Source organism: Chryseobacterium sp. Chry.R1, from assembly GCF_039645525.1.
GTDB classification, from domain to species: Bacteria; Bacteroidota; Bacteroidia; order Flavobacteriales; family Weeksellaceae; genus Chryseobacterium; species Chryseobacterium proteolyticum.
The window spans coordinates 3,553,479-3,565,669 of record NZ_CP151793.1 but is presented as its reverse complement, the minus strand read 5'-3'; the positions used below and the strand labels follow the sequence as shown (position 1 = coordinate 3,565,669).

Below are 12,191 nucleotides of genomic sequence, written 5' to 3'. Positions count from 1 at the left end.
CTGGAATCCGGAGGAAAATTTGATTATTTAATGTCGAGATCGACAGCGTTTAATCTTAATGAATTAAGAATCACCGATAAAGAGCTGAAACTCATAGCTGCGGCTGCAATCATCGGAGATAACAGAATTCCAAAAAAAGGATACAATAATCCTGCCGCAATAGGAACTCCTAATACATTATAGATAAAAGCAAAAAAGAGGTTTTCCTTAATATTCTTCAATAGTTTTTCACTCAGAAGCTTAGCTTTGGCTACACCTATGATATCTCCTTTTAATAAAGTAATCTCTGCACTCTCAATAGCGACATCCGTCCCTGTTCCCATAGCAATTCCGATGTCGGATTGTGCCAAAGCAGGAGAGTCGTTGATTCCATCACCCGTCATTGCGACAATTTTTCCTTCTTTCTGAAGTTTTTTAACTTCATTTAATTTATCTTCAGGTAAACAATTGGCTTTGTAGTGTATGATACCCAGCTCATCCGCTACAGCTTTAGCTGTATGTTCATTATCGCCGGTCATCATCACGATATCCAGACCTTCTTTCATTAAGAGCTCAACGGCCTTTTTAGAACTTTCTTTGATTTTATCCCTAAAACTTATGAACCCTAAAACATTATGATCCTCGGCAATATATGAAATCGTATGCGCTTTGGTCTGAACTTCAATTGCCTTCTGTTTTAAACTATCAGGAATGGCAATCTGATGAGAGGTCAGGAGATTTTCGTTTCCAACATACACCGTTTTTCCATCGATGATTCCTTTTACCCCTTTTCCGGATATGTTTTCAAACTTTTCCACCTTCGCGGAAGAGATTTTTTGATCCTTAGCTTTTTTAATGACTGCGTTAGACAGTGGGTGTTCTGAATTCTGATTCAATGAATAGGCTAATTTTAAAATCTGATCCTGATTTCCGTTATCCACTGTTTCAATGTGTTCTACAGATGGTTTCCCTTCGGTAAGAGTTCCTGTTTTGTCCGTAATAAGAACATTTACTTTGTTCATTTGTTCCAAAGCTTCGGCATTTTTAATCAGGATGCCGTTTTTAGCCCCTTTTCCGATTCCAACCATCAAAGACATTGGAGTAGCAAGACCTAATGCACAAGGACAGGCTACAATAAGTACAGCTACAGCATTGACGAAAGCAAACAAACTTCTTTTCCCTTCGGGCCCGAAGAATTGCCATCCGACAAATGTTAAAGCGGCAATAAGGATAACCGTCGGTACAAAGATTTTGGAAACTTTATCGGTTAATTTTTGAATAGGTGCTTTACTACGACTTGCTTCATTCACCATTTTGATGATCTGGGACAATAGGGTTTCATCACCAACTTTTTCAGCTTTCATAATAAAAACCTGATTCCCGTTGATTGTTCCTGATGAGACCTTATCATCCATATTTTTTTCTACAGGAATCGGTTCTCCGGTGATCATACTTTCATCAACAATAGAGTTGCCTTCCGTTATTTTTCCGTCTACCGGTATCTTTTCTCCGGGCTTTACCTTTAAAAAATCACCGATCTTTACTTGAGAAAGAAGAACCCTTTTTTCTTCTCCATTTACGATCAGGTTGGCTTCATCCGGTGAAAGATTCATCAGCTCCCTGATCGCATTTCCAGTTTTTTTATGAGCAGCGGCTTCCATGAGTTGCCCCAGGATAACCAGCGTAAGAATAACACAGACCGCCTCAAAATAAAGAGGGATCTCATGATTGTGACCGCGGATTTCATGTGGGATGATATCCGGAAAAAGAAGAGAGACAATACTGAAAATAAATGCTGCAGAAACTCCCAGGGCAATCAGACTGAACATGTTCAGATTCCATGTTTTAAATGAAACCCAGCCTCTTTTCATTAAAAACCACCCAGAATAGAAAAGCACAGGAAGTGTTAAAGCCAGCTCAATAAAACCCTGAATCTGATGAGAGAACGGGAAATTAATCAGCATACCTCCCATAGAAAGAATAAATACGGGAACGGTAAATAGCAATGAAATAATGAATTTCCTTTTTAATATATTATAGGTTTCATCATTTTCTTCCCCTCCAGTATCAGGCATTCTTACGAGATCCATTCCGCATATGGGACAGCTTCCAGGCTCATCCCGTATAATTTCAGGATGCATAGGGCAGGTATATTTTGCGGTCTTTTTCTCAGGATATTTCACAAGATCCATTCCACAGACAGGACACCCTACATTGCTGTCATAAGTTTTGTCTCCTTCGCAATACATCGGACAATAGTATCTTCCAGCCATATCATCCGTAACTTTGGGAGCTTCATGATGGTGGGTGTGTGAATGAGAATGAGAATGAGAATGAGAATGAGAATGAGAATGTGTATGTTCTGATGATGAATTATTAACAAGCTCTTGTGTAATTTCTTCCAGGTGCATATGACAAACCGGACATTCGCCTTTTTCATCATATATTTTATCTCCTTCACAAAACATCGGACAATAATATTTTCCAATATGGTCTTTGAAGTTTTCCGGCAAATGGGTGGAAGAGTAGGCTGGTTTGTAATTAGGGTCCTTAGCCTGCTTTTCTTCAATAGGAACAAGGTACATATGACAAACCGGGCATCGTTCTCCTTGTTTGAAGTATACTTTATCTCCCTCGCATTCCATAGGACAATAGTAAACTGAAGATGGAGAAACACGATCCTGAGGTTTAATGAAAGCTTTTTCCGGCTGCGTCTGATCTTCCAGCTGATAATGGCCAATCTCGGCTAAAGCCTTGTTTAGCGTATTAAGGTTAATTGCAGTATCTGAGATAATAGTTGCAAGATTATTTTCCAGACTGATATCTGCTGTAATACCCTCGATTGAATTTAGCTTTTCAGAGATTTTTTTCTGACAACCGGAACAGCTCATTCCGAGTATTTTATATTGTTGTTCCATGATCTTAAATTATGATACAAAATTCCGTAAAGGAAAATAATGTATGTTATAAATTTAAGGATAATAGTTATAGAATTTGGGAAATCGGGTATTTGGATGTTTGAGAGTCGGAGGGTGTTAGGGTATTAGGGTATTGAATAATGGAGTAATATTGAGTTATTTGGGATTTTATTATCTTGTAGTACTGAAGCATTTATCTGCTTAAAGGCTATTTTATCATCTCCAATTATATGCTTAAACCGTCAAACATGTAAGCTCTAATTAATCCCATACGCTCTGATACTTCACTCAAAAACTGTCAAGCGGTTTTCTGTTATGGACTTTCAGTTTTTTAAACTCAGTAGGGGTGAATCCTGTGCTGTTTCTGAATTGTGAGGATAAATGCTGTACACTTTTATAACCAAGCTTTCCTGCAATTTCCGTTAACGTAAATTCATTATACAAAAGAAGCTCCTTTACCTTCTCTATTTTTTGAAGGATAAAAAACTGCTCCAAAGTAATATTCTCATTTTGGGAAAAGGTTTTTGAAAGGGAACTGTAATCCTTATGTATTTTTGAAGCCAGAAATTCTGATAATAAAAAGTCTTCATCGATATCAAGTTCGCTGATTTTGGTAATAATGAGATTTTTGATTTTCTCAACAAGTTGATGGGAGGAATCCTTTATTCTTTCAAAACCTGTTTTTTCCAATTCTGTTTCAATGGAACGCATATCATGATCTAAAATATCTGATTCCGTTTCCACTTCCCCAAGTTGTATGGATTGTATTCCGATCCCAAAATCATTAAAAATAGAAGAAACGGCAGAAATGCACCTGCCACAAACCATATTTTTGATGAAAATCTTCATAGCTGGTTATTTAATCGGTCCTTTACGAATTCAACCTGTGTTTTACCATGAGGAAGAGGATTTCCATCTTCACCTAAATTGACCATTACAATTTTATCTACCGTGATAATAGTTTGATGCGTCATTTTATTTCGTACCTCGCATCGCAATGTAATAGAACTCGAACCGAATGCTGTTACTTCAATCCCGATTTCAACAATATCTCCCTGTTTGGCAGAACTAACGAAGTTGATTTCCGAAATGAACTTCGTAACTACTTTTGTGTTTTCTAACTGAATGATAGCATAGAGAGCAGCTTCTTCATCGATCCATTGTAATAACCTGCCTCCAAAAAGTGAATGATTAGGATTCAGATCTTCGGGTTTTACCCATTTTCTAGTGTGATAGTTCATACCTTAATAATTTGCCCCACAAATTTAGCGCTAAAAACTGGCTTAATCAAAAGAATAGGATTTAGTTATCAAAAGAGAAATATTTATTTTCTCGATCAGAAAATTTCGTCATTTCGCAATATCAAACTCATCATATCATCTTTTTTCATTTTTTATTATTTCCATTTTATTTAATCATTTGATATATAGTATTTTACAAATATGTAGTTGTGTTTATTAAAAAATATTCAATGATAAGCTTAAATAGATGTGGTTTTAACTTGCATTTTAGCAATTTAATAGTATTTGTTGCTATATAAGTGTCATTTTACTATAAGATCTAGTGTTAAAAAATATTTAATTTTCCCAAATATTGCTTATAATATTATTGATATACGTATATAAAATATTGTTTTACGATAATTTTTGTCAATAGATCAAATGTGGGTGATAAAATACTTATAAAAACGCTTTGATTTGAAATTTTAAATTGTATCTTGCGAACGTTTATATTTGGAATCAATATTTGTTCATTTAATATATGTTGCTTTTCTTTTATATACCAAATTTTTATTAATTATTATAATTTTATTTAACAATGAACATTTTTGTTTCAAACATCAATTACTCAACTAAAGAGTACGAATTACAAGATTTATTCGCAGAATTTGGAGAAGTATCTTCTGCTAAAATCATTACAGACAAGGAAACTGGACGTTCCAGAGGTTTTGGTTTCATAGAAATGGGAGAAGAAGAAGGAAAGCAAGCTATTGAAGCATTAAACGCAAAAGAATTTAACGGAAAAACACTTAACGTTTCAGAAGCTAAACCAAGAGAGGAGAAGCCAAGAAGAAGTTTCGATAACAACAGAAGTGGTGGTTATGGAAACAACAGAGGCGGTGGATACGGCGGTGGTAACAACCGTGGTGGAAACGGCGGCGGAAATCGTTGGTAAAAAATATAAGCGGCTTTTAAGCCGCTTTTTTTATGTCTTTTTATTTCGTGTTCCTTGTTAATTAATCAATATAAATAATTTATACGATACTGTTTTACTTATTTATAAATATGCCTTCTTCGGGGGCTAATCTTTTTTCTTCTTTTTCTTTTTATCCCTGTTTTTCTTATCCTTTTTGGGATTAAGGATCTCATTGGCAATCTCCAGCTTCGGTATTTTGGTTTTTACGGGTTTTATTTCAATTTTAAGATCGAAATACTCTTTTAAATCATCCTGTGATATTAATTTTTCATTCAATAGGAATTGTAAGATCTCTTTTCCCGAATCATGAAAGAAGTTATGCGAAAGTTCTTTTAATAAAAACTTTTTATAATGTTCATAGGGTATGGTGACTGAATATTTAAAAATCCTGCCTTCTTTCTGTGTAGAAAGATATCCCTTTTCAACAAGGATCTTCAGGTAAGTGGATACAGTATTCTGGTGTGGTTTTGGTTCCGGATGCTGCTCCATAACATCTTTCAGGTAGAATGAATCGAGCTTCCAAAATAGCTTCATTAAGTTTTCTTCTGCAGTTGTAAGATGATTTATTTTCATAAGATATTCTAATGTTGAAAGTGTATACTGCAATAAAGATAAAGAAAAGAAATTAAAAATGCTATTGCCGCACCCATAAATACTTCTTTTATAGTATGCCTCTTTAATATTACTCTTGTAATTCCCACAAGAACAGCTATTCCCAGCCATAAAAGTCCTATTTTCCAACTAATGGCATAAAATAAGCCGGCGACAAAAACATTGAAGGCCGTATGCATAGAGCTTTTAATAAAAAAATTACTTATCTGTAAGGAAAAAAGGAGAATAAGGATAAAAAGCATTAGAAAATCCAGTGAGCCATATTTGATATAGTGAAGAAGTAAATAGGCAATCACAGCAATTGCAGCAAAAATATAAAATGTCTTCCTCTGAACCCTGTTTGAAACATCCATATTGGTATATCGTCCGGTCTTTACATTCCAGATCAGCCAGATAATAATAGGAATTATAATGATAAGTAAAATAGGAAGAAAGTAAGTAACTGAGTCTTTAAGGGAATATTCATGAACACTTTTATAAACAAAGAATAAAAATAAAGATACCAGCGGACTGAAAAATTCTGAGATAATTCTGGAGATTTTATGCAATGCGGATGTTTGTTTTTCTTCCATGTTTAAATTAAAAACTCAAATATAACATTATAAGTAAAAAAACAATTGGTATGTATACAATAAAAACAAAGTTTTTTTTATAATTTTGCTCAACTATTTCATAATAAATAAGCAAGAGCTAGCACATGAAAGAATTTTCTAAAGAGGTATACCTTAAGTGGTATGAAGATATGACAATGTGGAGAAGGTTTGAAGACAAATGCCGTTCTCTTTATCTAAAACAAAAAATCAGAGGTTTTTTACATTTGTATAACGGTCAGGAAGCTATTCCAGCCGGATTTACCCATGCAATGGATTTAACCAAAGATAGTATGATTACTGCTTACAGATGTCATATTCATCCAATGGCAATGGGAGTAGACCCTAAAAGAATTATGGCGGAACTTTGCGGGAAGGCTACAGGTACATCCGGAGGTATGGGTGGATCTATGCATATTTTTAGTAAGGAGCACCGTTTTTACGGAGGTCATGGTATTGTAGGAGGACAAATTCCTTTGGGAGCCGGTATTGCTTTCGCTGATAAGTATTTTGACAGAAAAGCTGTAAATATCTGTTTCTTTGGAGATGGAGCAGCAAGACAGGGATCATTACATGAGACATTTAACATGGCAATGAACTGGAAGCTTCCGGTAGTATTTGTGGTAGAAAACAACCAGTATGCGATGGGAACTTCTGTAAAAAGAACTGCCAACCATGAAGATATCTACAAATTAGGATTAGGATATGAAATGCCTTGTCTTGCAGTAGATGCAATGGATCCTGAAAAAGTGGCTGAGGCAGCTTATGAAGCTATAGAAAGAGCAAGAAGAGGTGATGGGCCTACATTCATTGAAGCAAGAACATACCGTTACAGAGGTCACTCGATGTCGGATGCTGAGCCGTACAGATCCAAGGAAGAAGTATCTATCCATAAAAAAGATGATCCAATAGAATTGGTAAAAGAAAGAATCCTGGCGAATAACTGGGCTACTGAAGCAGAATTGGAAACTATTGAAAATAAATCCAGAGATTTTGTTGACGAATGTGTGGAATTTATGGAAAATTCTCCATATCCAACCGCGGAAAAAATCTATGAGTATGTATATGCACAGGAAGATTTCCCATTCGTAGATAAACTGGAAAACTAAACATAATAGGAGATCATATGATGATGACCGGGAGTTATTATCATATCCCTTTCATTATCAAATTATCAAATTAATTCATTATCATATTAAAAAATTATGGCAGAAGTAATTACAATGCCTCGTCTTTCCGACACAATGACGGAGGGGAAAGTGGCGAAATGGCATAAAAAAGTTGGAGATAAAGTAAAAGAAGGAGATATTTTAGCTGAAATTGAAACAGATAAAGCTGTTCAGGATTTCGAATCTGAGATAGAAGGAACCCTTTTGTACGTAGGTGTAGAAGAAGGCGGTGCTGCAGCTGTAGATTCTGTTCTTGCAATCATTGGTAATGAAGGTGAAGATATATCCTCACTGAAAGGAGGAAGCGCTCCGGCAGCGGGAGGATCTGAAGAGAAAAAATCCGAAGAAGAGGTTAAAACCGAAAATAAAGAAACGAGTGTAGAACAGGCTTCTTCTGAAGTTCCTGCAGGAGTGGAAGTGATTACAATGCCAAGACTATCTGATACAATGACAGAAGGAAAGGTAGCGAAATGGCATAAAAACGTAGGAGATACCGTAAAAGAAGGAGATCTTCTTGCGGAGATCGAAACTGACAAGGCTGTTCAGGATTTTGAATCTGAATTCAACGGGGTATTATTAAAGCAAGGTGTTGAGGAAAACGGAGCAGCTCCGGTAGATTCGGTATTGGCAATTATAGGACCTGCGGGAACAGATGTTTCAGGAGTAGGTGCTGCAAAATCATCGGGTGCTGTTTCAGAAAAACCAGCTGAACAAAAATCCGAAGTGAAGGCAGAAGATAAACCAGCTGCTCAGGCGGTGAGTTCATCATCTACGGATAGAATTGCTATTTCTCCTTTGGCTAAGAAAATTGCTCAGGAAAAAGGGGTGGATATCCATGGTGTACAAGGTTCCGGAGAAAACGGAAGAATTGTAAAAAAAGATATAGAAAATTATCAGCCTTCTCAGGCTAAGCCGGCAGCATCTGCTCCGACGGCAAGTCCTGCAGCTCAGGTTGCTTTGAATTTTGTTCAGGGAGAAGATACGGAAACTCCAAACTCTCAGGTAAGAAGCATAATTGCAAAACGTCTTGCAGAAAGTAAGTTCTCTGCACCTCACTATTACCTGATGGTAGAGATCAATATGGATAAAGCAATTGAGGCAAGAAAAGAAATCAATTCCTTACCAGACACGAAGATCTCTTTCAATGATATGATCATTAAAGCAACAGCTGTTGCGTTAAGAAAACATCCGCAGGTAAATTCAAGCTGGGCAGGTGATAAGATCATTCACAGAGGAAACATCAATATCGGAGTAGCCGTTGCGATTCCTGATGGCTTGGTAGTTCCTGTTCTTAAGAATACAGACCAGATGAACTACAATCAGATTTCTGCGGCTGTGAAAGATATGGCTTCAAGAGCTAAATCTAAAGGCTTAAAAGCAAATGAAATGGAAGGTTCTACATTCTCTATCTCTAACCTTGGAATGTTCGGAATTGAAACATTTACAAGTATCATCAACCAACCGAACTCTGCAATCCTTTCTGTTGGAGCAATCATTGAAAAACCAATTGTTAAAAACGGAGAAATTGTAGTTGGAAACATTATGAAGCTATCTTTAGCATGTGACCACAGAGTAGTAGATGGTGCTACAGGAGCTCAATTCTTACAGACTTTAAAAACATATCTGGAAAGTCCTTTGACTTTATTACTGTAACAAATCCGGATGATATAGATAAAAACCTCTCGTTACGAGAGGTTTTTTGTTTGTAGATCTTGTAATTCAATAGAATTTCAATCATTAAAAAATTAATGTAAGATCATTAGAGTTTTATTTATATTCACTATTTTTGAAACATGATTATAGCAAGAAATATCCATAAATCTTATGGAAATTTAGAAGTGTTAAAAGGGGTTGATATCCATATCAAAACCGGGGAAGTAATTTCTATCGTGGGAGAATCCGGAGCCGGAAAATCTACTCTATTACAGATTTTGGGAACATTGGATTCACCTACTAATTCAAAACTTTACGACACCGAAATTACATTGGCTGGTGAGTCATTTATCAATATGACAGATAAGCAGCTTTCTAAATTCAGAAACCAGAATATTGGTTTTGTATTTCAGTTCCATCAGTTGCTTCCTGAATTCACAGCACTGGAAAATGTTTTGTTACCTACCAAAATTGCAGGAGCAAATGAAAAAGAAGCGCTGGAAAAAGCTTATGCGCTATTTGAAGATCTAAGAATTGAACAGAGATTGCATCATAAGCCGAACCAGTTGTCTGGTGGAGAAGCACAAAGGGTAGCGGTAGCAAGGGCACTTATTAATTCTCCCAAAACTATTTTTGCTGATGAACCAACGGGGAATCTTGATTCAAAAAATGCGGATGATCTGCATCGCTTATTTTTTGATCTTAGGGATAAATACAATCAGACCTTTGTCATTGTAACCCATAATCCCAATCTTGCGGAGATTACAGACCGTAAGCTGGTGATGAAAGATGGAATGATTATAGAATAGTTTGCTTCAATCATGCAAAAAAGAATGTTCTTTTTTCTGGTATTATTTATTTTTGTGGGCTTTAAGTCACAGATCAACTCTAATTTGCCGGAAGCAAAGATCATCGAAATTAAAAGATTCTTAGCCGGGAAAAGTTATAATCAAGACCTCGCTATATTCATTAATTATAAAGTCCATTCTGGTAAATACCGTTATTTTGTTTACGACCTGAAAAATAATAAAATACTTCAGCAGGCTATTGTTTCTCACGGAAGTGGTTCCGTTAATAAAAATACGGACGTTCTTAGCTTTAGTAATACTGAAGGCTCTTATCAGTCTTCCTTGGGGAAATTTGAAATAAAAGAAAGTTATATAGGGAAGTTCGGGAAATCTTACCGGTTAAACGGTCTTGATCCAAGCAATAATAATGCAATGGGCAGAGCTATTGTTATTCATTCATACGGATGCATACCGGATAAAGAATCACAAACGCCTGCTTGTCTGAGCCTTGGCTGTCCGATGTTATCGTCTGGTGCTTTTCAACAAACCGCCCGCTTTATTGATTCATCTAAACTACCGGTAATATTGTATGCTTTTTATTAAAAATTCGTACTTTGTACTTTTAATTTAAACTTCAATTATGTCCATTAAATTTCTTGCTGAGGATGACAGGCCACGGGAAAAATTTTTACGAAAAGGTAAAGATTCACTTTCCGATTCTGAATTATTGGCCATTGTAATGGGAAGTGGAAATAAAGATGAATCTGCCCTGGAATTAGCCAGGAAGATTTTATCATGTGTTAATAATAACTGGAATGAACTCAGTTTGCTGTCCGTTAAAGAGCTTATGAAGTTTAAAGGGATAGGTGAAGTAAAAGCACTTTCAATTGCTACCTCTCTTGAAATAGGACGCAGACGTGCCCGGCAGGAAATCTCAGACAAGCCGGTTATTTCGAATAGTAATGATGCTTATGTCATTTTTAAAAATCATTTATCGGATTTAAGGACTGAAGAATTCTGGGCACTGTTCCTTAACCAAAGTAACAAAGTTACCCAGATTTCACAGTTGACACAGGGTGGGATCAGTCAATCTATCGTTGATGTACGTGTTCTTTTTAAAACAGCGCTGGATAATTTTTCTACAGGTGTAATTATAGCACATAATCATCCTTCCGGAAGTTTAAAACCCAGCCGTGAAGATCTCACCATAACCCAAAAGATAAAGGAAGCGGGAAGGTTTTTAAGTATCCAGCTTTTGGACCATTTAATAATAACCCAGAATGCATATTTTAGTTTCTCAGACGAAGGATTATTATGATTAAGAGAGTACGATATCCCGAAATTGATTTTAAAAAATATACCCAATGCCTGGAAGGCTCTGAACAAAGGAAATATTCAGCTTCTAAAACTTTTTTAGATATCACTTCCCTGGATAAATGGGAATTGCTTGTTTACAATGATTATGAAGCAGTAATGCCGGTTCCGTACGTAAAAAAATACGGAATAAAAATCGTTCACAATCCTATGCTTTGTCAGCAGCTAGGCGTTTTTTCAAAGAAAGATGATGTTTCAATTAACCAGGCGTTTTTGGAATTTTTACAGGAAAACTATCTGATAAGAATTTACCAGTTCAATGATCATAATCAGTTTCAATCTACAATACCATTGAGAAAAAATTTCCTTATTCTACCTGATGCATACGAAAGGGTGTATGCCAAATATTCACCTAAAAGGAAAAGGAAGTTAAGGCTTGACGAAAATGTACTGGAGAATTCCCTGATTAAAAATGTAAGCTTTGAAGAGGCCCGAAGTTTTATTTCGGCCAATATGCTTGGACTTGATAAAGAAGGTGATCTTAACGGCTTTTTAAGGATTTTTGAAGTATTTTATAAGCTGGGTAAAATTCAATTTTCAGCTTTTTATTTTAAAGATCAAATTATTAATATAATTGCGCTTTATGAAGATTTAGGTACTGTTGCCTTACTTGGAACATTTAATGATAAAGAATATGTAAAAGTTTCCGGCGCATCCGTTCTCATCGATCGTGCAATCAGGAATCATATTGAAAGTAAAATATTTGATTTTGAAGGAGGAGAGCTACCTAATATTGAAGAGTTTTTCAGAGGATTCCGTCCGGAATTAAGACCTTACGGGGTTCTGCAGAGTTCTGTGAAATCTTTGGCTGAGAATTTAGTGAGATTAATTATTAAAGGAAGATTCTCAACATTAAAATAGATGACAAGACTTGTTTCTCATTTAGATTCGTTCTAAATATTATTTGTACCT

At 35.8% G+C, this 12,191-nt stretch carries 12 protein-coding genes; 7 read left to right on the top strand and 5 right to left on the bottom strand.

The window, feature by feature from the left end; translation table 11 throughout:
* Positions 1–23 precede the first annotated feature (23 nt).
* The 3 genes from AAEU33_RS16195 to AAEU33_RS16185 all read right to left on the bottom strand — a co-directional run bounded on the left by AAEU33_RS16195 (position 24) and on the right by AAEU33_RS16185 (position 4,138).
* The gene (locus tag AAEU33_RS16195; RefSeq protein ID WP_345988808.1) at positions 24–2,897 is read right to left on the bottom strand and encodes a heavy metal translocating P-type ATPase; all 2,874 of its coding nucleotides are present in this window, start codon (positions 2,895–2,897) and stop codon (positions 24–26) included.
* Positions 2,898–3,185: 288 nt separating this feature from the next.
* On the bottom strand, positions 3,186–3,746 hold the full coding sequence (locus tag AAEU33_RS16190; protein WP_345988806.1) for an AraC family transcriptional regulator: 561 nt from the start codon (positions 3,744–3,746) through the stop codon (positions 3,186–3,188).
* Complete coding sequence (locus AAEU33_RS16185; RefSeq protein ID WP_172283226.1) at positions 3,743–4,138, bottom strand: hotdog domain-containing protein; 396 nt, start codon at positions 4,136–4,138, stop codon at positions 3,743–3,745. Before AAEU33_RS16185 ends, AAEU33_RS16190 begins: the two co-directional genes overlap by 4 nt.
* Positions 4,139–4,715: 577 nt before the next feature.
* Between AAEU33_RS16185 and AAEU33_RS16180 the strand changes: the two genes are divergently transcribed.
* Positions 4,716–5,072, top strand: a complete 357-nt coding sequence (locus AAEU33_RS16180) for an RNA-binding protein (protein ID WP_172283224.1) — start codon at positions 4,716–4,718, stop codon at positions 5,070–5,072.
* Between the two features lie 126 nt (positions 5,073–5,198).
* Here AAEU33_RS16180 and AAEU33_RS16175 read toward each other — a convergent pair whose 3' ends face one another.
* The gene (locus AAEU33_RS16175) at positions 5,199–5,666 is read right to left on the bottom strand and encodes a BlaI/MecI/CopY family transcriptional regulator (protein ID WP_172283222.1); all 468 of its coding nucleotides are present in this window, start codon (positions 5,664–5,666) and stop codon (positions 5,199–5,201) included.
* 8 nt (positions 5,667–5,674) lie between these two features.
* The gene (locus AAEU33_RS16170) at positions 5,675–6,277 is read right to left on the bottom strand and encodes a phosphatase PAP2 family protein (protein ID WP_345988803.1); all 603 of its coding nucleotides are present in this window, start codon (positions 6,275–6,277) and stop codon (positions 5,675–5,677) included.
* 125 nt (positions 6,278–6,402) lie between these two features.
* Between AAEU33_RS16170 and pdhA the strand changes: the two genes are divergently transcribed.
* The 6 genes from pdhA to AAEU33_RS16140 all read left to right on the top strand — a co-directional run bounded on the left by pdhA (position 6,403) and on the right by AAEU33_RS16140 (position 12,140).
* Positions 6,403–7,404, top strand: a complete 1,002-nt coding sequence (gene pdhA / locus AAEU33_RS16165; protein ID WP_172283218.1) for a pyruvate dehydrogenase (acetyl-transferring) E1 component subunit alpha — start codon at positions 6,403–6,405, stop codon at positions 7,402–7,404.
* A gap of 96 nt (positions 7,405–7,500) precedes the next feature.
* The gene (locus AAEU33_RS16160; protein ID WP_345988801.1) at positions 7,501–9,117 is read left to right on the top strand and encodes a 2-oxo acid dehydrogenase subunit E2; all 1,617 of its coding nucleotides are present in this window, start codon (positions 7,501–7,503) and stop codon (positions 9,115–9,117) included.
* 140 nt (positions 9,118–9,257) lie between these two features.
* On the top strand, positions 9,258–9,926 hold the full coding sequence (locus AAEU33_RS16155; RefSeq protein ID WP_172283214.1) for an ABC transporter ATP-binding protein: 669 nt from the start codon (positions 9,258–9,260) through the stop codon (positions 9,924–9,926).
* Between the two features lie 12 nt (positions 9,927–9,938).
* Complete coding sequence (locus tag AAEU33_RS16150) at positions 9,939–10,508, top strand: murein L,D-transpeptidase catalytic domain-containing protein (RefSeq protein ID WP_345988798.1); 570 nt, start codon at positions 9,939–9,941, stop codon at positions 10,506–10,508.
* 37 nt (positions 10,509–10,545) lie between these two features.
* On the top strand, positions 10,546–11,223 hold the full coding sequence (gene radC, locus AAEU33_RS16145) for a DNA repair protein RadC (protein ID WP_345988796.1): 678 nt from the start codon (positions 10,546–10,548) through the stop codon (positions 11,221–11,223).
* Positions 11,220–12,140 (top strand): hypothetical protein, encoded by a 921-nt coding sequence (locus AAEU33_RS16140; protein ID WP_345988794.1) that lies wholly within the window; start codon positions 11,220–11,222, stop codon positions 12,138–12,140. Before radC ends, AAEU33_RS16140 begins: the two co-directional genes overlap by 4 nt.
* The last annotated feature ends 51 nt before the right edge of the window (positions 12,141–12,191 follow it).

Excerpts from the sequence above, each read along its gene's own strand:
- AAEU33_RS16195 (WP_345988808.1), bottom strand. The coding sequence starts at position 2,897 with ATGGAACAACAATATAAAATACTCGGAATGAGCTGTTCCGGTTGTCAG.
- AAEU33_RS16180 (WP_172283224.1), top strand. The coding sequence starts at position 4,716 with ATGAACATTTTTGTTTCAAACATCAATTACTCAACTAAAGAGTACGAA.
- AAEU33_RS16190 (WP_345988806.1), bottom strand. The coding sequence starts at position 3,746 with ATGAAGATTTTCATCAAAAATATGGTTTGTGGCAGGTGCATTTCTGCC.
- AAEU33_RS16185 (WP_172283226.1), bottom strand. The coding sequence starts at position 4,138 with ATGAACTATCACACTAGAAAATGGGTAAAACCCGAAGATCTGAATCCT.
- AAEU33_RS16175 (WP_172283222.1), bottom strand. The coding sequence starts at position 5,666 with ATGAAAATAAATCATCTTACAACTGCAGAAGAAAACTTAATGAAGCTA.
- pdhA (WP_172283218.1), top strand. The coding sequence starts at position 6,403 with ATGAAAGAATTTTCTAAAGAGGTATACCTTAAGTGGTATGAAGATATG.
- AAEU33_RS16170 (WP_345988803.1), bottom strand. The coding sequence starts at position 6,277 with ATGGAAGAAAAACAAACATCCGCATTGCATAAAATCTCCAGAATTATC.
- radC (WP_345988796.1), top strand. The coding sequence starts at position 10,546 with ATGTCCATTAAATTTCTTGCTGAGGATGACAGGCCACGGGAAAAATTT.
- AAEU33_RS16140 (WP_345988794.1), top strand. The coding sequence starts at position 11,220 with ATGATTAAGAGAGTACGATATCCCGAAATTGATTTTAAAAAATATACC.
- AAEU33_RS16150 (WP_345988798.1), top strand. The coding sequence starts at position 9,939 with ATGCAAAAAAGAATGTTCTTTTTTCTGGTATTATTTATTTTTGTGGGC.
- AAEU33_RS16155 (WP_172283214.1), top strand. The coding sequence starts at position 9,258 with ATGATTATAGCAAGAAATATCCATAAATCTTATGGAAATTTAGAAGTG.
- AAEU33_RS16160 (WP_345988801.1), top strand. The coding sequence starts at position 7,501 with ATGGCAGAAGTAATTACAATGCCTCGTCTTTCCGACACAATGACGGAG.